Source organism: Pseudomonas sp. CFII68 (genome assembly GCF_000416195.1).
GTDB classification, from domain to species: Bacteria; Pseudomonadota; Gammaproteobacteria; order Pseudomonadales; family Pseudomonadaceae; genus Aquipseudomonas; species Aquipseudomonas kilonensis.
Window position 1 is genome coordinate 1 of the sequence record NZ_ATLN01000045.1, and the last position, 25096, is coordinate 25096.

Below are 25096 nucleotides of genomic sequence, written 5' to 3' on the forward strand. Positions count from 1 at the left end.
CGAGGCCGGGGTGCCGTCGGCGTGGGTCAGCTCGATGCCGCGCATCGCGCCGACGCCGGTCAGGCGGCCCAGGTAGGGCGTCAGCCCACGGTTGCGCCAGGATTGGTAGCGGCTGACGATCGCCTCTTCCTGTTGCGAGCCCCAGGCGTGCAGGTTGGCGTCGGTCATTTCATCCAGGGTCGCCAGGGCGGCGGCGCAGGCGATGGGGTTGCCCGAGTAGGTGCCGCCGAGGCCGCCCTTGGGCAGGTTGTCCAGCAGCGCCTTGCGTCCCACCACCGCGCCCAAGGGCACGCCGCCGGCGATGCTTTTACCGAGCAGGATCAGGTCCGGTTCGATGCCCAGTCGCGAGAAGGCAAAGCGCTGGCCGGTGCGGCCGAAGCCGGACTGGATTTCATCGATGATCAGCACAATGCCCTTGTCATCACAGAACTGCCGCAGGGCCTGGGCGAAGGGCACGTCCATCGCCAGGAAGCCGGCTTCGCCCTGCACCGGTTCGACAATGAAACAGGCGACGTCATTCACGTCGATCTCGACGCTGAACAGCCGCTCCATGGCCTTCAAGGCTTCTTCGCCGGTGACGCCGTTGTCCTGGCTGGGGTACGGCAGGTGATACACCGGCCCGGGCAGTACGCCGACTTTCTGCTTGTAAGGCGCGACCTTGCCGTTGAGGTTGAGGGTCGCCAGGGTGCGGCCGTGAAAGGCGCCATCAAACGCGATTACGGCGGTACGGCCCGTGGCGCCGCGTACGATCTTCAAGGCGTTCTCCGCCGCTTCGGCGCCACTGTTGGTGAGCATGCCGCTGACCGGATAATCCACCGGGACAAACGCCGCCAGGCGTTCCATCAATTCAATGTAGGGCGCGTGGGGCGCGGCATTGAATGCGTAGTGCGTCAGCCGGGTGGCCTGTTCACGGATTGCCTCGACAATGTGCGGATGGCAATGGCCGAGGTTCAACACACCGATGCCGCCGACGAAATCGATGTAGCGTTTACCGTCGATGTCCCAAACCTCGGCATTCTTGCCGTGGCTGAGGCTGACGGGATGCACGATGGAGATCGATTGGCTGATGGTTTCGCTGCTCATGGATGACGGCTCGGACGATGGAGAAATTTCCGTTATCTAAGCCGCGAGCAGAGGGGCCCGGCAAACGAAATAAAGTTGCCGGGTCAATCTTAAAAGTCGGGATGTGGAGCGGGAGGATTTATTTGCGGGAGGAAGACCTGTGGGAGCATGGCTTGCCCGCGATGAACGATAACGCGGTTCGGCTGTTAAACCTCGGCGCGCCCATCGCGGGCAAGCCATGCTCCCACAGATGAATGCCCTCGCCACAGAAGAGGGCTGCAAGAATTTGTGGATCAGCGCCGCTGCAGCGGCTGTGCCTCGAACGTCACGCCGGCCAGCCCATGGGCCATCAGCGCGCGGATATTGCCGTGATCGCTGCCTTCTGGCGTGGTCAGCACCGAACGGTAATGTTCGCCGAACGCCAGCAGTGCTTCTTCATCGCTCAAGCCTTCGAGCAGCGCCAGGCCCAGGGTCTTGCACGAGCCTTCGTTCTGCCCGGCGGCGTTTTCCACGCCACCGTTGTTGAAGGCCTGGGGCTGGTAGTCGTAACCGGCGGCGATGAAGGCCAGGGTGTCGGCGAAGGCATGTTCGCCACTCTTGAGGCGGGTACGCAGGGTATTGAGATCAGGCATCGGGTTTTCCTTTGGCGAACGCCGCCTGTTGTTCGGCGCTGGCTTCTTTCTGGTATTGGGCTTTCCACTCGGCGTACGGCATGCCGTAGACCACTTCGCGGGCGTCGTCGAGGCTGACCTCGACCTGGCGTTCATCGGCGGCGGCCTTGTACCACTTGGACAGGCAGTTGCGGCAGAAGCCGGCGAGGTTCATCAGGTCGATGTTCTGCACATCCTTGCGGCTGTCCAGGTGGGCAACCAGCCGACGGAAAGCGGCGGCTTCGAGTTCGAGGCGTTGTTGGTCGTTCATGGTGTTCCCTGACGGGCAGCTGCAAGCGGCGAGCTTCAAGCTGCAAATTGGATGGCGTTGATCAGGCTTGAAGTTTACCGCTTGAAGCCAGTAGCGGCTACGAAGCCGCCCGGCTTGCCGCAAGGGTAATCGACACCGACTCGGCAAATCGCAAGGCGTGGGGTTTGTCGACTTCGACTTCGGCGTACAGCACCGATTCGTTGGCCATGACCAGGTCGAGCAATTCCTGGGTCAGGCGTTCGAGCAGGGCGAAGCGGTTGCCTTCCACGTGGGCGATGATCGCCTTGGTGATGGTGCGGTAGTTCAGCGCGTGGTCGATGTCGTTGTCGCGCACCGCTTCCTGGGCGGCGTAGAGGATGGTCAGGTTGATCAACACATCCTGCTTGTTGAGGATTTCATCCTCGTTGATGCCGATGAAGGTGCGTAGGCGCAGGTCCTTGACCTTGATGCGTGCCATGGCTGGCTGAAGTTGTGGCATTTAATTGCTCCGTCGAATCAATTGCAGGAACTCCTGGCGCGTGGTGCTGGAGTCGCGAAAGGCGCCGAGCATCACCGAGGTGTTCATGGTCGAGTTCTGTTTTTCGACACCGCGCATCATCATGCACATGTGCTGGGCCTCGATCACCACCGCCACGCCGGCGGCCTGGGTGACCTGCTGCACCGCGTCAGCGATTTGCCGGGTCAGGTTCTCCTGGATTTGCAGGCGGCGGGCGAACATGTCCACCAGCCGGGCGATCTTCGACAGCCCCAGGACCTTGCCCGTAGGAATATAAGCCACATGGGCCTTGCCGATGAAGGGCAACAGGTGATGTTCGCAGAGTGAATAGAGTTCGATGTCGGCGACGATCACCATTTCATCGCTGTCAGAGGCGAACAGCGCGCCATTGACGATCTGCTCGACGCTTTGTTCATAGCCATGGCAGAGGTACTGCATGGCCTTGGCGGCACGGACCGGGGTATCGAGCAGACCCTCGCGCTCGGGGTTTTCCCCCAGGCCTATAAGGATTTCGCGGTAGTTCTGGGGCAGGGATAGCGTCATGGTGCATCCTCGAAACAAGGCTATTTGACGTGCCGCCCGCCGTTGACGGTCAGGGTCGTGCCGGTGACATAAGGGTTGTCCAGCAGATAACGCAGGCTCTGGTAGATCACTTCGCTGCCGGGTTCGATGCCCAGCGCGGACTTGGCCAGGGCCTTGGCGCGGTAAGCCGCGTCGTCTTCGGGGTTGAACAGTAGCAGGGCCGGGGCGATGCCGTTGACCTTGATCGCCGGGGCGAACTTCGCCGCGAACGACAGGGTCAGGCTTTCCAGGCCGGCCTTGGTGGCGCAATAGGCGATATGCCGGGCGCTGCCCTTGCGGGTCACGTCATCGCTGATGTGCACGATATCCGCCGGAGTTGAACGCTGCAGCAGCTCGGCGCCGTGCAGGTTGATCAGGTAAGGCGCAAGCATGTGCACGCCGAACATGGCGTTGAAGGCCGCCGCTTCGCTGCCCGGGCCCTCGGCCAGCCAGGCCGAGGCGTTGTGCACGATGGCCCGCAGCCGGTCGGTGTGCTGCTTGAGTTGTTCGATAAAGGCCAGGATCCCCGCTTCGCTGGAGAAGTCGGCAAACAGCATGACCGCGCCCAGGTCTCGCAACGTTTGCACGCCTGGGCGTTCGCTTCGATAGGTCGCGATCACCGGTTGTCCGTCTTCCAGCAATCGCCGGGCGCAATGCAGGCCGACGCGCTGGGCTGCGCCAGTGATCAGGATCGGAGCGGTGGCGCTGGACATAGGACGGCTCGGTTCACGGCAAGAGCAAAACTATAACAGCGACGGGTAGTGTGTACCTATTGATGGCTAATCCAGCGGATATATCGCCGTATTCCACTGTGGGAGCGAGCCTGCTCGCGATGTGCTGGGTCAGCCAACACAAATATCGCCTGACACACCGCTATCGCGAGCAGGCTCGCTCCCACAGAAACCGCTGCCAAGGCTGGCAGCATCACCGATTCTGTGTGAAAGGCTTGGCCGGCAACGTCCGCTGTGGCGCGCCGTTGAGCCAGTTCGCCAGCAGATGGGTCGACATCGGGATAAACAGATAGACCATCAGTGGCGTCAGGATCAGCGTGCTGATGAACACCCGGCTCAACAGGCCCAGTTCGCTCAGCAGCGGCCCCAACAGGAAATTGAACAACAGCGAGACGGGAAAAAACGCCAGCCAGATGGCCACGGCCTGTTTCCAACGTGGCGGACGCTGACCGACTGCGCCGAACCAGCCATCGATGCCACGCACCCGGTGTTCGGAGGGATGGGCAAACAGATCGCTGCCCCGTCCCAGCCAGGCCGTGCGGGAGGCCGAGTGTTCCCAGGCGTGCAGCGTCTGCTCGTCGGCAAAACGGAAGATGATCTGGAATTCATCGTCCTCGGGCGGTGGAGCGAGCACGCCGGAACCCAGGTAGCCAGGAAAGTCGGTTGCCAGTTGTTCGCCTTCGCGCAACCAGGCGATCAGGTCCTGATAACGTCCATTGGCAACGCGGCGGGCAACCATCAAAGTGACGGGTGAGGTAGACATTATGTATCTCCGTAAGACAGGCGCGGCACTCCGGGTAGGAGGTTCGCTGGGGACGCCCCGGGGTGGTGGGTAGCGTCTGGTCGCCAAAAAACAGGCAAGGATTATTCCTGATTGTGCGTAAAACAACAAAACCGCACATCGAGTACGTTTATCCTTGTCATGACATGTCCTGGGAGGGGTAAACTAGGATCCAATTTGCCAGCCGGAATTGTCTGCCAAAATGAGTGTAATCACAGAGGATGGCTTCGTTTTCCAGGCATCAGGTGCCTTGAAGCGGGAAGACCTGTTTCCCATTCGCGAAGTCGCGCGCATGACCGGCGTTAACCCCGTGACCCTGCGTGCCTGGGAGCGGCGCTACGGTTTGATCCAACCTACCCGCACCGAAAGCGGGCATCGCCTGTACTCGTTGGGCGATATTGAAAAAGTGCGCAGCATTCTGGCTTGGATAGAGCGCGGGGTGGCCGTCAGCAAAGTGGGAAAGATCCTGGCGAAGACCGAGTCGGTGCAACCGGTTTCCACGCTGATCTCATCCGATCTGGTCAGGGCCGATCACGCCCGCTGGCAACAACAGGTGGCGGACGCGGTTAGCACCTTTGACGATGTGGAGCTGGATCGCGTCTACGGGCAGGTCTTTTCCACTTACACCGTGCCGGTCGTATTCCAGGACATCCTGATGCCGCTCTGGCGACAAATGCTGTATCGCCAGCCAGAGTTCGGGCAAATCAGCGAATGGGTGTTTTTCGATGGGTTCCTGCGTTCGCGCATCATCCAGCGGCTTTTGCTCAAGCGCGAAGCTGGGGCGCCGCGTGTCCTGGTCTGTGCCATTGCCGGCCAATGCCGTGAGCTGGAGTTGCTGGTCGCGGCGCTGTTCCTCTCCAAGGCGGATGTGGGCGTCAGGGCGCTGTCGATCGGCCTGCCATTCAACGAGCTGACCCTGGTGTGCCAGAAGATCCAGCCGGTGGCATTGGTGCTGGTTTCCAATCATGCGCCGCTCCCGGATTTGCCCAAGCGCCTGGGCAAATTGGCGATGAGCCTGGACTGTCCGGTGATGCTGGCCGGTGAAGCATCCGACTTGGCGCAGGAAAGCCTGGCTAGCTCGTCAATCGGCTGCCTGGGCAATGAAGGAACGGTGATGCGCCAGCGCCTGTGTCAATTTCTGGCAGGCAACCTCGACACCTAGAGATGCATGGAAGGATGGGTCAGGCGATGTTGCTGCAGGATGTACTGGCGCAGGCGCTCCGTCTCGTCCTGGTCATTCTGGCTCAGGTGGTAGGCAAACAGGCCGCGATCGGTTTCCCGTTCGAAGGTGCCTCGCAACGAAATTCTCTCGTAGCCTGATGGGCTGAACCACAAGGCAAACTGCTTTGGCGGTTTGGTCCGACTGCGGTTTTCCAGCAATACGCCCTTGCAGGAGACTTCGTGGACCCACAGCGGTCCCGGCTGACCCTTGATATTTTCCAGCGCCACCGGCTCTTCGAGCGCCAGACGCCATGGGCGTATCTTCGGTCCGTCCTCGTAGATGCTTGGTACACCCAAGCGCAGGTGCATCGCATGGAATTCGTCTTCCACCAGATGCAGCGGAAAGGTCATTTGCTGGTTTTCGAAATTGGCTTGCAGCGTAACCTGCTCATTTGCCGCCAGACGTGTCAGCAAGTCACGGATCTGCGACCCACCGTTTACCAGCAAGCTCGACGTGACATCCCGCTCGTTCAGCTGCGGGTTGTGTTGCATGGTTCGGATGAAATCCAGTTCATCCTGCGTCAGAAGGGCATCGCGCTGCATGATCTGCTCGAAATAATAATTTACGTGTTCACTGGTGATTGTAGTGACTGACCATTAATTCGTGGTTTTGTTTGAACCGTTCGTCGCTTCGAGCCGGGCAATTGTCTCCCGCGCGTCGGCCAGCTCCTTTTCCAGCTGTGCGACGCGTTGTTGAGCCTTGACCTGGGTTGTGACGTCTTTTTGCACACCCACGAAATAGGTATGTCCGTCAGCCTGGTTTTTTACCGTGGACAGTGACAACTCATTCCAGAACGGCGTGCCGTCCTTGCGGTAATTGCGCAGCACCTCACGACAGGTACCGCCCTCTTGCAAGGCTTTGCGAATCGGCTCCAGCGAGGGCTGGTCCCGATCACCCGATTGCAGGAACCGGCAATCCTGATAGAGGATTTCGTCGCGGTGATAACCGGTCAATCGTTCGAAGGCCGGGTTCACGTAGATCAGGATATTGTCTTCACCTTCTTTTTCGGCGATGACAATCCCGTCGTTCGAAGCATTGATGACCAGTTGCATCAGTTGAGCGTTGATCATGGGGAGAACCCTTTGAACATCCTTGTAGAAGCAGCATTCTAAAAGAAATCGATAGACTGTCCACTGGCCATTAGGGCCGTTGAGAGCCATTCGCAGCCTGACAGGTGCAACTGTTACTATCCCGGCTCTTTTTTCAGGTTCAGGATCAGATTGATGAAAGTCGCCATTCTTTCCGGCTCGGTGTATGGCACCGCCGAAGAAGTCGCCCGGCACGCCGCCAAACTGCTTCGCGAGGCAGGTTTCGACGCCTGGCACGACCCGCGTGCGACCCTGGCGGATGTGCAGGCATTCGCCCCAGAGGCCGTGCTGGCAGTGACTTCCACCACCGGCATGGGTGAGTTGCCGGACAATCTGATGCCGTTGTATTCGATCATCCGCGACCAATTGCCGGGGTTCTTTCGTGGTTTGCCTGGCGCGGTGATCGGCCTGGGCGACGCCAGTTATGGGGATACCTTCTGCGCCGGCGGCGAGCAGATGTGCGAACTGTTCGTCGAATTGGGCGTACGCGAGGTGCTGCCGATGCTGCGCCTGGATGCCAGCGAAAGTGTCACGCCGGAAACCGACGCCGAGCCATGGCTCGCTGAGTTGATCGACACATTGCGCGCTTGAAGCGGGTGCGCTGACTCGTTCGGCCAGTAAGCTGGCTGCCAACGCAACTACCGCCTCTTAAAGAGCTGACTAGACTGATTTTCTTGCGTACGACGTTTCGATCGAGACATATAACAAGAAACCAGAGGTCAGAGCCGTGAGCGTAGCGCCCGTCCAAACGATACTCAGCATCAAGGATCAGGTCAGTGCGGCCGAATGGCAAACCCGGGTGGACCTTGCCGCCTGTTATCGGCTTGTCGCGCTGCATGGTTGGGATGACCTGATCTTCACCCATATTTCCGCAAAGGTTCCCGGTACCGAGGATTTCCTGATCAACCCGTTCGGGATGATGTTCCATGAAATCACCGCCTCGAGCCTGGTCAAGGTCGATCAGGCCGGCAACAAATTGATGGACAGCCCCTACGAGATCAACCCGGCCGGCTACACCATCCACAGCGCGGTGCATGAGGTGCGCCATGATGTGGCCTGTGTGCTGCACACCCACACCGCTGCTGGCGTGGCGGTATCGGCCCAGAAGCAGGGGGTGCTGCCGATCAGCCAGCAATCGCTCTTCGTGCTGTCGAGCCTGGCTTATCACGCCTACGAAGGGGTGGCCTTGAATCACGAAGAAAAGGCTCGCTTGCAGGCGGACCTGGGCGAGAGCAACTTCCTGATGCTGCACAACCATGGCTTGCTGACCTGCGGCGGGACCATCGCCGATACCTTCCTGATGATGTTCACCTTTCAGCGGGCCTGTGACATTCAGGTCCTGGCGCAGAGCGGCGGGGCCGAACTGATTGCCATCGAGCCGCAGATCCTGGCTGGCGCCCGGGCGATGATCGCCGGGGTGACCAAAAGCGCCCAGGGCATGGGTGGCGCGTTGGCCTGGCCGGCGTTATTGCGCAAGCTCGATCAACAAGATGCCGGGTATAGAAGTTGATGGCCCTGGCCCAGATTCCCCTGCGTATCTGGCGCCAGCGCAGCCAGATCTTCATGTTCCGTGGCCATGCCATTCGTTACTGGGTGGCCGGGCAGGGTGAGCCGCTGCTGCTGATCCACGGTTTTCCCACCGCCAGCTGGGATTGGCATTACCTGTGGCAACCGCTGGCGCAACGCTACCGGGTGATCGCGTGTGACATGCTCGGTTTCGGTGACTCCGCCAAACCGACGGATCACGTCTACAGCCTGCTGGAGCAAGCCGATCTGCAACAGGCCTTGCTCGCGCACCTGAATGTGCGGGGCGCGCTGCATGTGTTGGCCCACGATTACGGCGACAGCGTGGCCCAGGAGCTGCTCGCACGGCATTACGAAGCGCGCATCCACCTCGCCAGTTGTGTCTTTCTCAATGGCGGCCTGTTCCCGGAAACCCACCGCCCGGTCTGGGTCCAGAAACTCTTGCTCAGCCCTCTGGGGTGGCTGTTGGGGCGGGCGTTCTCCCGGGAAAGCCTGGTCAGCAGCTTTCGGCAGATTTTCGGCCCCAGGACCACCCCCACTGAAAGCGAGTTGGATGATTTCTGGAGCCTGGTGCAAGCCCATCACGGTCCGAGGATCATGCACAAGCTCATCGCCTATATTCCCGAACGCCGTGTGCAGCGTGATCGCTGGGTGCAGGCGATGCAGCGCGGCGACGTGCCGTTGCGGGTGATCGACGGCGCGCTCGACCCGATTTCCGGTGAACACATGGTGGCGCGCTACGAGGCCCTGATCCCAAACCCTGACACGGTGTTGTTGCCCGACATCGGTCATTACCCGCACATCGAGGCACCCGTGCAGGTGCTCAAGCATTACCTGGCGTTTCGCGAAGCCATCGCCGCACCGCACAGACAAATGGCCTGTTCATGACGACTTGGCATTGCAGCAGACCTGTGGGAGCGGGTTTGTGTGGGAGCGGGCTTGCTCGCGAAGGCGTCAGCACATCCAGCATCTATCCTGACTGAAAGACCGCTTTCGCGAGCAAGCCCGCTCCCACAGTTTTTCGGGTGTTTACGAGATTGCATTCCACTGCAAATCCCTTGTGGGAGCGAGCCTGCTCGCGATAGCGGTGCCTCTGCCAGCAGGAACATCGAATATGCCGCTGTGGCCTGGGCCTGCATCATCCCCTCACCTTATCGGTCACTATTCACTTGCAACCGTGTTGATTGTGACCGGCCGACTTGTGCCGGACACTCGTGCCCATTGTCCTGTCCGCCTGCTGGAGTTCTGCCATGAGTGAGTCTGTGCGCTTCGAAGATAAAGTCGTGATCGTCACGGGGGCCGGCGGAGGCCTGGGACGCGCCCATGCGCTGCTGTTCGCCAGGCAAGGTGCGAAAGTGCTGGTCAACGACCTTGGCGGCTCGGCTCAAGGGGAAGGGGCCAACGCCTCGGCAGCAGACCGGGTGGTCGCCGAAATCCGCGAGGCGGGCGGCATCGCCGAGGCCAACCACGACTCGGTGACCGATGGCGACAAGCTGGTACAAAACGCCCTCGACGCGTTTGGTCGCGTCGATGTGGTGGTCAACAACGCCGGGATCCTGCGGGACAAGACGTTCCACAAAATGGACGACGCCGATTGGGACCTGGTCTACCGCGTCCACGTCGAGGGCGCCTACAAGGTGACCCGGGCCGCATGGCCGCACTTGCGCGAGCAAAACTACGGGCGGGTGATCTTCACCGCTTCCACCTCGGGCATCTACGGCAACTTCGGCCAATCCAACTACGGCATGGCCAAGCTCGGCCTCTATGGTTTGACTCGGACCCTGGCTATCGAAGGCCGCAAGAACAACATCCTGGTCAATGCCATCGCCCCCACCGGCGGCACGCGCATGACCGAAGGCCTGATCCCGCCGCAGGTGTTCGAACAACTCAAGCCCGAACTCGTCAGCCCGCTGGTGGTGTACCTGGCCAGTGAGAATTGCCAGGAAACCTCCGGCCTGTTCGAAGTGGGCGGCGGCTGGATGGGCAAGGTGCGCTGGGAGCGCAGCCTGGGGGCGGGCTTTGATCCGCGCAAAGGGTTTTCGCCCGAAGACGTCGCCGCCCGTTGGCAGCAGATCTGCGACTTCGAGGATGCGGTGCACCCGAACGACAACCTGGAAGCCTTGAAAGAAATGATGGCGAACCTGCAACGCCACGCCATCTAGACCTCACTGCCCGGGTCGGTTGCCGTCAGCCGCGGCAACCGTGCTCATGGACAATACTTTCGCCAGGGCCGCCGGGTTCTCGGCGGTCTCGATACCCATCACACCGTCATATCTCGCCGGGCGGAAGTGCCCTTGGGAATCAGTGACGAGGTCGACGATTTCAATGCGGTCGAAGTCTCGTTCAGGTTGCGTCGATTCCCCCAACTGCTCATCCCCGAATGCCAGGCGCACTGTTTTTGTCCGCATAAAAAAGGCCGCTGCAAAAAGCAGCGGCCTAAACATGACGTTGCAAAGGAGCTACAAATCAACGTCGGTCAACACGGGATGATGGATCGATGCGCCAATCCATCCGAAGGACGGTGCGCCAGGCGTGAGGGATGCCGTGGCGGCTTGGGCTTGCAGGCCCGTTGCCCTGAAAGCCCCGCCAGCATAAGGATCGAGTGCTTCGGGAAACAGCCTGGATTCGGACATGCACCGTTACGGGGGCCGCAACAGTCGCGAGGGCTGTGATGAATATGCGCGCGGCTGATAACCCATCATCCAGTCCGTCGATGCTCGACGCAGAGGCCCGCCCCGCATGGGCAGTAATCCTTTTTAGGTACAGCGCGAATACCTCCTTGGTGCGCTTATCGCCCATGGCGTGCGGCAGTAGGGTGAAGCTTCTGTCACTCACCGGGGAAGACGCATGACAACAATAACAATGCGCGCCATCTTCAAGCCGCAGGCGCTGGCCGTTGCGGTGGCCTTGGGTTGCTGTGCCCAGGCGCAGGCCGTTTCATTCAACATTGGCGAGATCGAGGGTCAGTTCGATTCGTCGCTGTCCGTGGGCGCGAGCTGGGGCATGCGCGACGCGGACAAGGACCTGATCGGCACGGTCAACGGCGGTACGGGCCAGTCCTCCACCGGTGACGATGGGCGGCAGAACTTCAAGAAAGGCGAGACCTTTTCCAAAATCTTCAAGGGCCTGCACGACCTCGAACTCAAGTACGGCGATACCGGCGTGTTCGTGCGCGGCAAGTACTGGTATGACTTCGAACTCAAGGACGAGAGCCGTCCGTTCAAGGACATCAGCGACAGCAATCGCAAGGAAGGCGCCAAGTCCTCGGGGGCGCAGATTCTCGATGCCTTCGTCTATCACAACTATTCCATCGCCGATTTGCCGGGCACTGTGCGCGCCGGTAAGCAGGTGGTCAGTTGGGGGGAAAGTACCTTCATCGGCAATTCCATCAACAGCATCAACCCGGTGGACGTGTCCGCGTTCCGTCGCCCCGGTGCGGAGATCAAGGAAGGCCTGATCCCGGTGAACATGCTGTTCGCCTCCCAGGGTTTGACTGACAAGCTGACCATCGAAGGGTTCTACCAACTGGAGTGGGACCAGACGGTTGTTGATAACTGCGGTACGTTCTTCGGCAATGACGTGGTGGCCGATGGTTGCACCAGTGGCTACACCGTGGGCAGCCCGGCGATCGCGCCGTTCGTGCCATTGACTCAGGCCTTTGGCCAGGGCATTGAGGTGAATGACGAAGGCGTTGTCATTGCTCGCAGCGGCGACCGTGACGCCCGTGATTCCGGCCAGTGGGGCACGGCGTTGCGCTGGCTCGGCGATGACACCGAGTACGGTTTGTACTTCATGAACTATCACAGCCGCACGCCTACTGTCGGCACCACCACGGCAGACGCCTCTACGCTGGCCGTGCTTGGGAACCTGGGGCCAGGGGGTATGATCCCGATTGCCGAAGGACTTGCCCCCGGCAGCGGTGCGGGCCTGGCGCAAAGCGTGATGCTGGGACGCGGTCAGTACTACCTCGAGTACCCCGAGGACATTCGCCTGTACGGCGCCAGTTTCTCCACGACGTTGCCCACCGGTACCGCGTGGACCGGCGAAGTCAGCTACCGCCCCAACGCACCGGTGCAGGTCAATACCAACGACCTGACCCTGGCGCTGCTTAACCCGATTGCCGGTGGCGCGGCTTCACCCATCGCGACCTCGGCCGGGGCGGATAACACCGGCTACCGCCGCAAGGAAATCACCCAGGTCCAGAGCACCCTGACGCACTTCTTCGATCAGGTACTGGGCGCCGATCGCCTGACCCTGGTCGGCGAGGCGGCGGTGGTGCACGTCGGCGGTTTGGAATCGAAGGACAAGCTGCGTTACGGCCGCGATTCGGTCTACGGCCAGTACGGGTTCAATGGCGACACCGATGGCTTCGTCACCTCGACGTCCTGGGGCTATCGCGCCCGGGCGATTCTCGATTATTCCAACGTGATCGGCGGGGTGAACTTCAAGCCCAACGTGTCCTGGTCCCATGACGTGGCCGGCTATGGCCCCAACGGCCTGTTCAACGAAGGCGCCAAGGCCGTCAGCCTCGGTGTCGATGCCGATTACCGCAACACCTACACCGCCAGCCTCAGCTACACCGACTTTTTTGGCGGCGATTACAACGTTCTCGAAGACCGCGACTTTCTCGCGTTGAGCTTCGGCGTGAACTTCTGATCTGGCTGACAAGGAAAACCCAATGCGCAAGATGATCCTGCAATGCGGTGCCCTGGCCTTGAGCCTGCTGGCCGTGAACGTGATGGCGGCAGTCTCGCCGGATGAAGCGAACAAACTGGGCACCAGCCTGACGCCGTTGGGCGCGGAAAAAGCCGGCAATGCCGATGGCTCGATTCCGGCCTGGACCGGCGGCATTGCAAAAAACGCCGGGGCCGTGGACAGCAAGGGCTTTTTGGCCGACCCATTCGCCAATGAAAAACCGTTGTTCACCATCACCGCCGCGACTGTGGACAAGTACAAGGACAAGCTGTCCGAAGGCCAGGTCGCGATGTTCAAGCGCTACCCGGAAACCTATAAGATCCCGGTCTACCCGACCCATCGCAGCGTCGGCCTGCCGCCGGAAATCTACGAGTCGGCCAAGCGCAGCGCCCTCAACGTGACGTCCATCAATGACGGTAACGGCCTGTCGAATTTTACCGGCAACCGCTACTACGCTTTCCCGATCCCCAAGAACGGCGTGGAAGTGCTGTGGAACCACGTCACCCGTTATCACGGTGGCAACCTGCGCCGGGTCATCACCCAGGTCACGCCGCAGACCAATGGCAGCTTCACGCCGATCCGCTTCGAAGAAGAAATCGCCGTGCCGTTCCTGATCAAGGATGCCGACCCGGAAAAGGCCAGCAACGTGCTGACCTATTTCAAGCAGTCGGTCACTGCCCCGGCGCGCCTGGCCGGTAACGTGCTGCTGGTGCATGAGACCCTCGACCAAGTGAAGGAACCGCGCCTGGCCTGGATCTACAACGCCGGCCAACGCCGTGTGCGTCGCGCCCCGCAAGTGGCCTACGACGGCCCGGGCACCGCCGCCGACGGGTTGCGCACCTCCGACAACTTCGACCTGTTTTCCGGCGCGCCGGACCGTTACGACTGGAAGCTGATCGGCAAGAAGGAAATGTACATCCCGTACAACAGCTACAAGCTCGATTCGCCAAGCCTCAAGTACGACGATGTGATCAAGGCCGGCCACATCAACCAGGACCTGACCCGTTATGAGTTGCACCGCGTCTGGGAAGTGGAAGGTACGGTCAAGCCCAGCGAGCGGCACATCTATGCCAAGCGCCACATGTACTTCGACGAGGACAGCTGGCAGGCGGCGCTGGTGGATCACTACGACGGTCGCGGCCAACTGTGGCGCGTGGCCGAAGGTCATGCCCAGTTCTACTACGACCATCAGAACCCGGGCTACACCCTCGAGGCGCTCTACGACATCATCGCCGGCCGCTACATCGCGCTGGGGATGAAGAACGAAGAGAAACACAGCTACCAATACGGTTTCGAAGCCAAGGCAGCCGACTACACGCCGGCGGCGCTGCGTTCGGAGGGGGTTCGATAAGTCTGACTGTTGGAAAGATAACTGTGGCGAAGGGATTTATCTGTGGGAGCAAGGCTTGCCCGCGATGGCCACACCGCGGTCTGAAAGCTGAACCGCGTTATCGTTCATCGCGGGCAAGCCTTGCTCCCACAGTGAATCCTTTCCCCACAAGGTTGTGTCTGATTTGATCATCGTGATCGACCGGCAGCGCTCCTGCCGGTCGTTTTTTTATGGGCGCCAATCAGCGCGCTGAATACTTCTCCAAAGCTCGGCGACACAGGACTAGGGTGGTGAGATAACAATAAACAGGATCTTCCCCCATGACCGCCATGACTCCGTGTCCGGACCGTCCAGGATTGCTGCCGCGCCTGTCCTCGACGCATCTGCCGCGGCGGTCCCTGAGCGAGCCGCTGCTGACGTCCGAAGCGCGGGTAAAACTGCTCTGCGCGCCCGCGGGCAGTGGCAAGAGTGCGTTGTTCGCCGAGTGCTTCCTGCAGGCCCCCAGCGACTGTCGGCTGCATTGGTTGCCATTGGGGGGCGCGGCGTTGAGCGCGGCGCAAATGTGCGAGCAGCTGGCGCAGACCCTCGGGCTGCCCCTGCAGGACGAAGCGGGACTGCTGGCCCACCTGGCGCGTTTGCAAACCCCCACATGGTTGTTCCTGGATGATTACTGCCGGGCGCCGAATCCCGAACTGGACCAGTTGCTCGACCGTCTGTTGAACACCAGCAGTCCGGCGTTGCACCTGTGGTTGAATGGCCGCCGCCGTCCCCACTGCAACTGGCCGCGGCTGTTGCTTGATGACGAGCTGCACGAGTTTGATGCGCAGGCGTTGTTCTTCACCCCTGACGATATCCAGCCACTGCTTCGTCATCTGCCCGGCCCCCAGGCTGCCCGCACCGCCCGCGAGGTGATTCAGCGCAACGGTGGCTGGTGTGCCGGGGTGCGCATCACCTTGCTTTCGCGCTGCGAATGGGCGCGCAGTCAGGCGACGCCAGGACGACCGGGGACCTTGCTCGACTACTTGGAGTACGAACTGTTCAGCACCCTGACCCCGGATCTGGCGCAGGCCTGGCGTGTGCTGGCGCATCTGCCGCGCTTCAATGCCCGGTTGTGTGAGCACCTGTTCGGCGACACCGTGGGCGCGCAATGCCTGCCGTTGTTGCTGGAGCTGGGGTGTTTCATCGAGCCGTGGGAACAGACCACGGACTGGTTGCAGATCTTCCCGGCCCTGGCCCGACTGGTACGCGAAGAGCCCTGGTCGCAGGGGCGTTCCTGGCATCGACGGGCCTGTCAGTGGTTTGCTGCCGAGCAGGACTGGCAAATGGCGTTCGAGCAAGCCATGTTGGCCGAGGAGTTCGAGACTGCCGTGAGTTTCTTGCAGCATCTGAGCTTCGAGCACGTCTTGCAGCGCCGCAACGTGGTGCTGTTGCTGGGCTTGCACGATCAACAAGGCGAAGCGTTGAGCCTCGGTACGCCGCAATCGGTGGGGTTGGTCACCGCTGCGCTGTTGTTCGCCGGGCGCTTCGACGCGGCATCGACATGCATTGAGCAACTGGCCCGGTTCATGCCGCAGCCTTCGGCCTGCCGGCAGCGACAGGTGCTGGCCAGGTGGCTGGTCTTGCAGGGCTGGTTGTCGCACCTCTCGGGTGATGGTGAACTGGCGCGCGAGCATTTCCTCCAGGCCCAGGCCAGTCTGGACCCCGACGCCTGGGCCCAAAGGGTGCTGTGCCTGGGAGGGCTGACGCAGCAGGCGCTGCTTGCAGGCGAACTGGCTTCTGCGCATCGGATCAACCGCCAGGCACTGTGCCTGGCGCGTGCGCAAGGCTCGCTGGTATTCGAAGGGTTGCTGGAACTGGACCACGCCCAAGTCCTGGAACAACGTGGCGCGCCTCACCGAGCGGATCATCTGCTGGCCGCCGTTCAGGCGCTGCTGGATAAACCGGGCCAGGATTTTTCCCCGTTGTTGGGACGTATTGCCCTGCGGCGCGGGCGCCTGGCATTGCGCATGGGCTTCGAGGAACGGGCCGCCGAGCAGTTTCAAACGGGCCTGGAAACGGGCCTGCACAGCCAGGACAAACAGGTGCTCTATGGCTTTCTCGGCAAGGCCAGCCTGGCGGCCAACCAGGGCGACTATGGCGAGGCTTTCATGCAATTGCGCGATGCCGAGCGGATCATGCAGCAGCGGCACATCCCCGACACCGTCTACCGTGGCGTGTTGTTGCAAACCAGTTGCCAGTTCTGGTTGCAACAGGGGCGGGCGGAACTGGCCCATGAGGCCTTGATCCGCGTCCTGCGCCATTTTCACGGACCGCAGGCCAAGCACGCACCTCCCGCGACCCTGGAGTTGATTGCGCGGCTTGAATACCTGCTGGTGCTGGCCGAGGTCTACCTGCAACGGGCACAGGATCCGCAGGCGCGCCTGCAAGCCATGATCGACCGGGCACAGCAGAGTGAAATGCACAGCTTGGAAACCGAACTGCATCTGGTATTGACGGAGGTTGTCTGGTTGTCCGGCGATCGTTCCCAGGCCCGGACACTCCTGCAAGAGGGGCTCAAGCGAGTCACTTGCTGGCGGGCCCAGCAAGCCTTGTGCGAGCTGCGCTTGCGCCAGCCCGAGCTGGTGCGCGGGGCACAATCGGCAGAGCCGGTCGAGCTACCTGCCAGCGCCGAGGACACCTTGCTCAGTCATCGCGAACTGGAAGTCCTGGAGCTGATTGCGCAAGGTCATTCAAACCAACAGATTGCCGAAAAACTGTTCATATCGTTGCACACGGTGAAAACCCATTCGCGGCGAATCCACAGCAAGTTGGGCGTCCAGCGGCGTACGCAGGCGGTGGCAAAAGCCAAGGTCATGGGGGTGATGGGCTAATGTCCCCATCGGCAACTGATCACCCTCATCTCAATGATCTAGTGATCAGGATTGTCCCAGATTTACTGGGCTGATCCCGGACTCGCTTCATACCCCATCCGCCAACTCACGGCCCGGGTCGCCGCCAACAGGCGTTGCGCCGCCGGGCCGTTTTCGTCGGCGTGGAACAGCGAGGTCGGACCAACGATGGTCATCACCGCTTTCACCTCGCCGACGGCATTGAAGACCGGAGCGGACAAGGCATCCACGCCCGGCATCAGCAAACCATGCACATGGTGCAGGCCGCGACTGCGAATCTGCTCGCACAGGGCGGCATAGACGTGGTCGTCGGCCAGAGCGTGGCGCTCGGTGCCTTGTACTTCCTGCTCGCGCAAGCCGATGGTCTCGCGCGCCGGCAGATAAGCGCTGAACACCAGCCCAGTGGACGAACTGAGCAGTGGCAATACCGAGCCCAGTTGCGTCACCACGGTCACGGCCCGCACGGCGGGTTCGATGCGCACCACGGTCGCGCCATGGTTGCCCCACACCGCCAGGAAGCAGGTTTCGTTCAAGTCGTCGCGCAATTCGGCCAGGGGCAGGGCGGCCACTTGCAGCACGTCCATGCCGTTGAGCGCTGCCAGGCCTACGCGCAGGGCCTCGCGGCCCAGGCCGTAGTGGTTGGTGGCGGCGTTCTGCTCGGCAAACCCACTGGCGATCAAGGCCTGCAGATACCGATGAACCTTGCTCGCCGGCATTTGCACGTGTTCGGCCAGCCGCGACAGCGACGTGGAGGGCGACAGTTCGGCCAGGGCCTTGAGGATGTCGGTGCCGACTTCGGCCGAGCGGACTTTCTGTTTACCGTTGCTGAGCGGGGTTTCCATAAAGGCGCAGGGTCCAGAGGCGAATGGGCGTCTTTATAGCTTGACGGTCGCTGTCGAGCAAATTACGTTATGCGTAATCGAATTACGATAAAAATAACCCGGTGCGCCTCAACCACTCCGTTGAGTGACGGGCCGCATTCCTGGAGGCTCCATGAACCTCGATTCCCCAGCGTCGGACCTGGCTTACCAATCAGGCTTGGGCAACGAATTTGCCAGCGAAGCTTTACCCGGCGCACTGCCCGTCGGCCAGAACTCGCCGCAGAAAGCCCCGTACGGCCTCTATGCCGAGTTGTTCTCTGGCACGGCGTTCACCATGGCCCGCAGTGAAGCGCGGCGTACCTGGATGTATCGCATCCGGCCGTCGGCCAATCACCCGGCCTTCACCAAGCTTGAACGGCAACTGGCGGGTGGCCCGTTGGGCGACGTCACACCCAATCGCCTGCGTTGGAACCCGCTGGAGATCCCCGCCGAGCCCACCGATTTCATCGACGGGCTGGTGTGCATGGCGGCCAATGCCGGCGCGGACAAACCGGCCGGCATCAGCCTTTATCAGTACCGGGCCAACCGCTCCATGGAGCGGGTATTTTTCAATGCCGACGGTGAATGGCTGATCGTGCCGCAACTGGGACGGCTGCGGATCACCACCGAGTTGGGCGTGCTGGAACTGGCACCGCTGGAAATCGTCGTGCTGCCCCGGGGCCTGAAATTTCGCATTGAACTGCTCGACCCGCAGGCCCGTGGTTACCTCGCCGAAAACCATGGCGCGCCGCTGCGCCTGCCGGACCTCGGGCCCATCGGCAGCAATGGCCTGGCGAACCCGCGGGACTTCCTGACGCCGGTCGCCCATTACGAGAACCTCGCGCAACCGACCCCGCTGGTGCAGAAATTTCTCGGTGAGTTGTGGGGTTGCGAGCTGGATCATTCGCCCCTCGACGTGGTGGCCTGGCACGGCAACAACGTGCCGTATAAATATGATCTGCGCCGTTTCAACACCCTTGGCACGGTCAGCTTCGATCACCCGGACCCGTCGATTTTCACCGTATTGACCTCGCCCACCAGCGTCCACGGCCTGGCCAACCTCGATTTCGTGATTTTCCCGCCTCGCTGGATGGTGGCAGAGAACACCTTCCGTCCACCGTGGTTCCACCGCAACCTGATGAACGAATTCATGGGCCTGATCCAGGGTGCCTACGATGCCAAGGCCGAAGGTTTCCTGCCGGGCGGCGCGTCCTTGCACAGCTGCATGAGTGCCCATGGCCCGGACGGCGAGACCTGTACCAAGGCAATCAACGCTGAACTTCAACCAGCGAAAATCGACAACACCATGGCGTTCATGTTCGAGACCAGCCAGGTGCTGCGTCCCAGCCGTTTCGCCCTGGACTGCCCGCAGCTGCAAACCGACTACGATGCTTGTTGGGCCTCGCTGCCTGTCACGTTCGACCCGACCCGGAGATAACCCATGACTCAACTTTCCCCTGCCCGTAGCTGGGTCGCCTGTGCCAACGGCCATGCGGACTTTCCGTTGCAGAACCTGCCATTGGGTATCTTCAGTGTCGATGGCGGTGCCCTGCGCAGCGGCGTGGCGATTGGCGAGCGGATTTTCGATCTGCAGGCGGCGCTGCACGCGGGCTTGTTTGACGGCGCGGCACGCCAAGCTGTCGAAGCCATGGCCGACGGCCAGTTGAATGGGTTTTTCGACCTGGGCCGAGGCGCCCGGGTTGCCCTGCGTGAACGACTGCTGGAACTGCTGCGCGAGGACAGCTCCCTGCGTGGCAAGGTAGAAGCCCAGGGCGCGAAATTGCTGCTCCTCGCTGCCGACTGCCAAATGCACTTGCCGGCCAGGATCAACGACTACACCGACTTCTACGTCGGTATCGAGCACGCGCAGAATGTTGGCAAGCTGTTCCGCCCCGACAATCCGTTGCTGCCCAACTACAAATACGTCCCCATCGGTTACCACGGTCGCGCCTCGACCATTCGCCCGTCTGGCACCGACGTGCGCCGCCCCAAGGGCCAGACCCTGCCGGCCGGCCAGACCGAGCCGACCTTCGGCCCGTGTGCGCGGCTGGACTATGAGCTGGAGCTGGGCATCTGGATCGGCAAGGGCAATGCCCTGGGCGAACCGATCCCCATCGGCGATGCCGCCGAGCACATCGGCGGGTTCTGCCTGCTCAACGACTGGTCGGCCCGAGATATCCAGGCGTGGGAATACCAGCCCTTGGGACCATTTCTGTCGAAGAGTTTCCTGACCAGTATTTCGCCATGGGTGGTGACGGCTGAAGCCCTGGAGCCGTTCCGCCGCCCGCAACCGGCGCGCCCGCAAGGCGATCCGCAACCGCTGCCGTATCTGCTGGACAAGCGTGACCAGGCCGGCGGTGCCTTCGACATCGAACTGGAAGTCCTGTTGCTGACCGAGGCCATGGGCGAGCAAAACCTGCCGGCCCAGCGCCTGACCCTGAGCAACACCCAGTACATGTACTGGACCGTGGCGCAAATGGTTGCGCACCACAGCGTCAACGGTTGCCAGTTGCAGGCCGGCGACCTGTTTGGCTCGGGCACCTTGTCGGGCCCTGAAAACCATCAATTCGGTAGCCTGCTGGAAATCACCGAAGGCGGTAAAAAGCCGATCGAACTGGCGTCTGGCGAAGTGCGCCGATTCCTCGAGGACGGTGACGAAATCATCTTGCGAGCCCGCTGCCGCCGCGAGGGTTTCGCGTCCATCGGCTTCGGCGAGTGCCGGGGCAAGATTCTGCCGGCGCGTTGAGGGGCAGCGCATGGAACTCTATACCTACTACCGCTCCACCTCGTCCTACCGGGTACGCATTGCGTTGGCGCTCAAGGGCCTGGATTACCAAGCCTTGCCCGTCAACCTGATCGCTGCGCCTGGGGGCGAGCATCACCAGCCGGCCTACCTGGCGATCAACCCCCAGGGCCGGGTACCGGCGTTGCGTACCGATGAGGGTGCGCTGCTGGTGCAATCGCCCGCCATCATCGAATACCTGGAAGAACGTTATCCACAGGTGCCGCTGCTCAGCGCCGACCTGGCGGTGCGCGCCCATGAGCGTGGCGTCGCCGCGCTGATCGGTTGTGATATTCACCCCCTGCACAACGTCAGCGTGCTCAACAAGCTGCGGCAGTGGGGCCACGATGAAACGCAGGTGACGGAGTGGATCGGGCACTGGATCAGCCAGGGATTGGCGGCGGTGGAGCAGTTGATTGGCGACGACGGCTATTGCTTCGGTGCAGTGCCGGGGCTGGCGGATGTGTACCTGATCCCGCAGTTGTACGCGGCCGAGCGGTTCAATGTTTCGTTGCTGGCATATCCGCGGATCCGTCGCGTCGCGGCCTTGGCGGCTGGGCATGCGGCATTCCAACAGGCGCATCCGGCGAAGCAGCCGGATACCCCTGCTTGATATTGATGTTGGCTGGTCTGCCGTCTTCGCGAGCAAGCCCGCTCCCACATTGATTCGGGTGTACGCCGATCAAATGTGTGGGAGCGGGCTTGCTCGCGAAGGCGATTCAACCGTCGACAAAGATGTGCAGCCTTACGACCACTCAATGCACCACCGAATTCGGCGGCAAATGCCCCAGCCGCTCCGTCAGCCGGATTCGCTGGATCGGATCGTCGCTGAGCATCAGGGCATGCTCCAGGTCGAAGCGTTCGGCGTTGGGGCAATCGAGTCGTTGATACAGGCTGGCGCGGGCCAGGTAGTCGGCGGCGCTGGCGTTGCCCAGTTCCAGCACCCGTTCGGCGTCGATCAGGGCCGCGATGTAATCGTCGTTCGCCAGATGCAATTGACGCAGGTTGCGCGACAGGCGTTGCAGCATCTGCATCGGCTCGGCGTTGACCAGGTGCTCAGCCTTGAGCGGCATGTTCGCGCCGTATTGGCGCTGTAGCAGTTCCCGGCAGTCATTGGGGTACAACCGCCGGCCACCGCACGGATCGAGCAGGTGATCGGCGCCGGGTACCTTCAACAGGAAATGCCCGGGGAAATTGACACCGACCATCGGAATTTCCAGGCCTCGGGCCAGTTCCAGGGCAATCAGGCCGAGGGCCAGGGGTTGCCCGCGTTTGCGTGCCAGGACTTTGTCCAGCAGCGCCGCTTGCGGCCGTAGAGGTGTGAAGTCGTCCTGGGCGAAGCCCAAGTCATTGAGTCGCCGCAGCAAGGGCTGGCCCAGTTCGCTGACTGGCAGCATCGGCAGGCCATGGCTGACCCGCTGTTGCAGCTCCTTGAAATCCTTCAGCAAGGCCGGTACGTCGACCTCGCGATCATGTTCGGCAGCGATCCACAGCGCCGCTTCGAACAGCGCCGGTGGCGAGCGGTGCAGACAATCAAAAAAGGCTTGGCGCGGTTTCATCAAACTCTCCGGGCTATGCTCCCGTTTTAGCCCTGCCATGGATTTTCGTCCAGTCTCGGAAAGAGGCTGTAACAGGTTATGCCGAAAAAGACTGATCACCCTGGGTACTTATTCCGGCGTGCTCCAGCAAATTTCGACCGCACGCCTATACTGGCGAAACAAACAAAAGTGATTCGGGAGCCTTTCGATGTTTGCTCTCATGCAAAGCTCCCGCCTTGAATCGCTGCACCTAAGCGTAGACCCGGCAACCGGGTTGAAGGCGGTGATTGCCATTCATTGCAGCCGTCCGGGGCCCGCCCTGGGGGGCTGTCGTTACCTTGCCTACCCCGACGACGAAAGTGCCGTGGTCGATGCCGTGCGACTGGCCCAAGGCATGAGCTACAAGGCGGCGCTGGCCGGCTTGCCCGTGGGCGGCGGGGTGGCGGTGATCATGCGCCCGGCCCATGTCGAGAGTCGGGCCGCGTTGTTCGAAGCTTTCGGCCGTTGTATCGAGCAATTGGACGGTCGCTACATCACGGCCATCGACAGCGGCACGTCGGTGGCCGACATGGATTGCATCGCCCAGCAGACTCGTCATGTCACCAGTACCACGGCCTCGGGAGACCCCGCGCCCCATGCGGCGATGGGAGTCTTTGCCGGCATCCGTGCCACCGCCATGGCCCGTCTGGGCAGCGATAACCTCGAAAGCCTGCGGGTAGCGATCCAGGGCCTGGGCAATGTCGGTTATGCCCTGGCCGAACAGCTGCACGCGGCGGGTGCCGAACTGCTGGTCAGTGACATCGACCCCGGCAAGGTGCAATTGGCGATGGAGCAACTGGGCGCCCACCCGATCGCCAACGACGCGTTGCTCAGCACGCCCTGCGACATCCTTGCCCCCTGCGGACTGGGTGGGGTGCTCAACAGCCAAAGTGTGGCGCAACTGCGCTGCTCGGCCGTTGCCGGCTCGGCCCATAATCAGTTGAGCAACCTGCAAGTGGCCGACCAGTTGGAAAGACGTGGAATTCTCTATGCGCCGGATTACGTGATCAACTCCGGCGGGCTGATCTACGTCGCGCTGAAGCATCGCGGCGAAGAACTGTCGACGATCACTGCGCATTTGTCGAAGATCGGTGCCCGGCTCACGGAAGTCTTTGCCCACGCCCAGGCGGAGAAGCGCTCACCGGCGCGGGTGGCCGATGAGCTGGCGGAGCGTTTGTTGTACCGCTGAAAATCAAAAGGAAGTAATGGGTAGCAGTGAAGCAGCCTATCTGTGGGAGCAAGGCTTGCCCGCGATGCAGGCGCCGCGACTGTTCAGGCTAACCGAGTCATCGTTCATCGCGAGCAAGCTTTGCTCCCACAGATGCAATTACCTCAGCAGATACACCGGAAAGCACTCGCACAAATGCATCACTCGGCGTCGGGTGTTTTCCAGACGCGCCGCGTTGTCCGGCTGTTCCAGCAGGTCGGCGATCAAGTTCGCCACTTCGGCACATTCCGCTTCGCCAAAGCCGCGCGTGGTCAGTGCCGGCGTGCCGATGCGAATGCCGCTGGTGATGGCCGGTTTCTGCGGATCGTTGGGGATCGCGTTTTTGTTCAGGGTGATGTGGGCACTTTCCAGCAGCGCCTCGGCGTCTTTGCCGGTGATGTTCATCGAGCGCAGATCGAGCAGGAACATGTGGCAGTCGGTACCGCCGGACACCACCCGCAAGCCGCGTCGGGTCAGGACGTCGGCCATGACCCGGGCGTTGTCGATCACCCGCTGCTGGTAATGCTTGAACCCGTCGCCCAAGGCTTCGTTGAACGCCACGGCCTTGGCGGCGATGACGTGCATCAGCGGGCCGCCCTGGTACACCGGGAAAATCGTCTTGTCGAGCAGGGCGCCATATTGCGCCTTGGCCAGGATCAGACCGCCGCGCGGGCCGCGCAAGGTCTTGTGGGTGGTAGAGGTGATGAAGTCGGCAATCCCCACCGGCGACGGGTACACGCCGGCAGCGATCAACCCGGCGTAGTGCGCCATGTCCACCATCAGGTAGGCGCCGATTTCATCGCAGATTTTGCGAAAGCGCTGGAAGTCGATGGTCCGCGAATAGGCCGAGGCCCCGGCGATGATCATCTTCGGCCGGTGTTCCCTGGCCAGGGCTTCCATTTGTTCGTAGTCGAGGGTTTCGGTTTCCGTGTCCAGGCCATAGGAAAATGCCCGGTAGATCTTGCCGGAAAAATTCACCGAGGCGCCGTGGGTCAGGTGGCCGCCATGGGCCAGGGACATGCCCAGGATGGTGTCGCCGGGTTCAAGTACCGCCAGGAAAACCGCCTGGTTGGCCTGGGAACCGGAGTGCGGCTGCACGTTGACGTATTCGCAGTTGAACAACTTGCGGGCGCGTTCGATGGCCAGGTTCTCGATTTCATCGACGACCTTGCAGCCGCCGTAGTAACGCTTGCCTGGATAACCTTCGGCGTACTTGTTGGTGAGCACGGAGCCTTGGGCCTGGAGCACTTGCTCGCTGACATAGTTTTCCGAAGCGATCAGCTCCAGGTGGGTTTCCTGGCGGTTGCGCTCGCGGTCGATCAGGCGGGCAATGGCGGGGTCGAAATTGTGCAGGCTCATGGTTTGATTCCT

At 61.6% G+C, this 25096-nt stretch carries 25 protein-coding genes; 12 read left to right on the forward strand and 13 right to left on the reverse strand.

What is annotated here, in order from left to right:
• From CFII68_RS18760 to CFII68_RS18730, 7 genes are all read right to left on the reverse strand, one after another.
• Nucleotides 1-1083: aspartate aminotransferase family protein (locus tag CFII68_RS18760; RefSeq protein ID WP_018604143.1), on the reverse strand; the 1083-nt coding region annotated here is incomplete at its 3' end.
• A gap of 272 nt (nt 1084-1355) precedes the next feature.
• Nucleotides 1356-1694, reverse strand: a complete 339-nt coding sequence (locus CFII68_RS18755; RefSeq protein WP_018604145.1) for a HopJ type III effector protein — start codon at nt 1692-1694, stop codon at nt 1356-1358.
• Nucleotides 1687-1983, reverse strand: coding sequence for a DUF1244 domain-containing protein (locus CFII68_RS18750; RefSeq protein ID WP_003205454.1), 297 nt, complete (start codon nt 1981-1983; stop codon nt 1687-1689). The genes CFII68_RS18755 and CFII68_RS18750 overlap by 8 nt, the downstream gene beginning before the upstream one ends.
• A gap of 97 nt (nt 1984-2080) precedes the next feature.
• The gene (gene folX, locus CFII68_RS18745) at nt 2081-2461 is read right to left on the reverse strand and encodes a dihydroneopterin triphosphate 2'-epimerase (RefSeq protein ID WP_014340149.1); all 381 of its coding nucleotides are present in this window, start codon (nt 2459-2461) and stop codon (nt 2081-2083) included.
• Nucleotides 2462-3022, reverse strand: coding sequence for a GTP cyclohydrolase I FolE (folE, locus tag CFII68_RS18740; protein ID WP_003205453.1), 561 nt, complete (start codon nt 3020-3022; stop codon nt 2462-2464).
• 20 nt (nt 3023-3042) lie between these two features.
• Entirely contained in the window at nt 3043-3753 is a 711-nt protein-coding gene (folM, locus tag CFII68_RS18735; protein ID WP_018604177.1) for a dihydromonapterin reductase, read from the reverse strand.
• 211 nt (nt 3754-3964) lie between these two features.
• On the reverse strand, nt 3965-4534 hold the full coding sequence (locus CFII68_RS18730) for an antibiotic biosynthesis monooxygenase (protein ID WP_018604180.1): 570 nt from the start codon (nt 4532-4534) through the stop codon (nt 3965-3967).
• A 220-nt stretch (nt 4535-4754) separates the two neighbouring features.
• Here CFII68_RS18730 and CFII68_RS18725 point away from each other — a divergent pair, with 220 nt between their 5' ends.
• Complete coding sequence (locus CFII68_RS18725; protein WP_018604182.1) at nt 4755-5714, forward strand: MerR family transcriptional regulator; 960 nt, start codon at nt 4755-4757, stop codon at nt 5712-5714.
• On the opposite strand, the gene CFII68_RS18720 is transcribed toward CFII68_RS18725, so the two are convergent.
• Together CFII68_RS18720 and CFII68_RS18715 are read right to left on the reverse strand one after the other, a co-directional pair.
• Complete coding sequence (locus tag CFII68_RS18720) at nt 5711-6316, reverse strand: hypothetical protein (RefSeq protein WP_018604184.1); 606 nt, start codon at nt 6314-6316, stop codon at nt 5711-5713. The two genes, CFII68_RS18725 and CFII68_RS18720, sit on opposite strands and share 4 nt — an antisense overlap.
• A 54-nt stretch (nt 6317-6370) precedes the next feature.
• Nucleotides 6371-6844 (reverse strand): PAS domain-containing protein, encoded by a 474-nt coding sequence (locus CFII68_RS18715; RefSeq protein WP_018604186.1) that lies wholly within the window; start codon nt 6842-6844, stop codon nt 6371-6373.
• Between the two features lie 153 nt (nt 6845-6997).
• On the opposite strand from CFII68_RS18715, the gene CFII68_RS18710 reads away from it, so the two are divergent.
• The 4 genes from CFII68_RS18710 (at nt 6998) to CFII68_RS18695 (ending at nt 10548) form a co-directional block, all read left to right on the forward strand.
• On the forward strand, nt 6998-7453 hold the full coding sequence (locus CFII68_RS18710; protein WP_018604188.1) for a flavodoxin: 456 nt from the start codon (nt 6998-7000) through the stop codon (nt 7451-7453).
• A gap of 136 nt (nt 7454-7589) precedes the next feature.
• A complete protein-coding gene (locus tag CFII68_RS18705; RefSeq protein WP_018604190.1) occupies nt 7590-8372 on the forward strand; it encodes a class II aldolase/adducin family protein in 783 nt (260 codons plus the stop codon).
• Nucleotides 8372-9274, forward strand: a complete 903-nt coding sequence (locus tag CFII68_RS18700) for an alpha/beta fold hydrolase (protein WP_018604192.1) — start codon at nt 8372-8374, stop codon at nt 9272-9274. Before CFII68_RS18705 ends, CFII68_RS18700 begins: the two co-directional genes overlap by 1 nt.
• A gap of 362 nt (nt 9275-9636) precedes the next feature.
• Entirely contained in the window at nt 9637-10548 is a 912-nt protein-coding gene (locus tag CFII68_RS18695; RefSeq protein ID WP_018604193.1) for an SDR family oxidoreductase, read from the forward strand.
• 3 nt (nt 10549-10551) lie between these two features.
• On the opposite strand, the gene CFII68_RS27860 is transcribed toward CFII68_RS18695, so the two are convergent.
• Nucleotides 10552-10794, reverse strand: coding sequence for a hypothetical protein (locus CFII68_RS27860; protein WP_256211712.1), 243 nt, complete (start codon nt 10792-10794; stop codon nt 10552-10554).
• Nucleotides 10795-11233: 439 nt separating this feature from the next.
• On the opposite strand from CFII68_RS27860, the gene CFII68_RS18685 reads away from it, so the two are divergent.
• From CFII68_RS18685 to CFII68_RS18675, 3 genes are all read left to right on the forward strand, one after another.
• Nucleotides 11234-13042, forward strand: coding sequence for a DUF1302 domain-containing protein (locus tag CFII68_RS18685; RefSeq protein WP_033062544.1), 1809 nt, complete (start codon nt 11234-11236; stop codon nt 13040-13042).
• Nucleotides 13043-13064: 22 nt separating this feature from the next.
• Nucleotides 13065-14432, forward strand: a complete 1368-nt coding sequence (locus CFII68_RS18680; protein ID WP_018604199.1) for a DUF1329 domain-containing protein — start codon at nt 13065-13067, stop codon at nt 14430-14432.
• A 299-nt stretch (nt 14433-14731) separates the two neighbouring features.
• The gene (locus tag CFII68_RS18675) at nt 14732-17281 is read left to right on the forward strand and encodes a LuxR C-terminal-related transcriptional regulator (RefSeq protein WP_018604202.1); all 2550 of its coding nucleotides are present in this window, start codon (nt 14732-14734) and stop codon (nt 17279-17281) included.
• A 62-nt stretch (nt 17282-17343) separates the two neighbouring features.
• Here CFII68_RS18675 and CFII68_RS18670 read toward each other — a convergent pair whose 3' ends face one another.
• The gene (locus tag CFII68_RS18670; RefSeq protein WP_018604204.1) at nt 17344-18141 is read right to left on the reverse strand and encodes an IclR family transcriptional regulator; all 798 of its coding nucleotides are present in this window, start codon (nt 18139-18141) and stop codon (nt 17344-17346) included.
• Nucleotides 18142-18292: 151 nt separating this feature from the next.
• On the opposite strand from CFII68_RS18670, the gene hmgA reads away from it, so the two are divergent.
• The 3 genes from hmgA to maiA are packed head-to-tail and all read left to right on the forward strand — an operon-like array spanning nt 18293 to nt 21554.
• Nucleotides 18293-19597: a homogentisate 1,2-dioxygenase gene (hmgA, locus tag CFII68_RS18665; RefSeq protein ID WP_018604206.1), complete on the forward strand. Its 1305-nt coding sequence runs from the start codon at nt 18293-18295 to the stop codon at nt 19595-19597.
• Between the two features lie 3 nt (nt 19598-19600).
• Nucleotides 19601-20905, forward strand: a complete 1305-nt coding sequence (gene fahA, locus CFII68_RS18660; protein ID WP_018604208.1) for a fumarylacetoacetase — start codon at nt 19601-19603, stop codon at nt 20903-20905.
• Between the two features lie 10 nt (nt 20906-20915).
• Complete coding sequence (gene maiA / locus CFII68_RS18655; RefSeq protein ID WP_018604210.1) at nt 20916-21554, forward strand: maleylacetoacetate isomerase; 639 nt, start codon at nt 20916-20918, stop codon at nt 21552-21554.
• A gap of 142 nt (nt 21555-21696) precedes the next feature.
• On the opposite strand, the gene CFII68_RS18650 is transcribed toward maiA, so the two are convergent.
• Nucleotides 21697-22500, reverse strand: a complete 804-nt coding sequence (locus CFII68_RS18650) for a SirB1 family protein (RefSeq protein ID WP_018604212.1) — start codon at nt 22498-22500, stop codon at nt 21697-21699.
• 187 nt (nt 22501-22687) lie between these two features.
• Between CFII68_RS18650 and CFII68_RS18645 the strand changes: the two genes are divergently transcribed.
• Nucleotides 22688-23707: a Glu/Leu/Phe/Val dehydrogenase dimerization domain-containing protein gene (locus tag CFII68_RS18645; protein ID WP_018604214.1), complete on the forward strand. Its 1020-nt coding sequence runs from the start codon at nt 22688-22690 to the stop codon at nt 23705-23707.
• Nucleotides 23708-23845: 138 nt separating this feature from the next.
• Here CFII68_RS18645 and glyA read toward each other — a convergent pair whose 3' ends face one another.
• The gene (gene glyA / locus CFII68_RS18640; RefSeq protein WP_018604216.1) at nt 23846-25084 is read right to left on the reverse strand and encodes a serine hydroxymethyltransferase; all 1239 of its coding nucleotides are present in this window, start codon (nt 25082-25084) and stop codon (nt 23846-23848) included.
• Between the last annotated feature and the right edge of the window lie 12 nt (nt 25085-25096).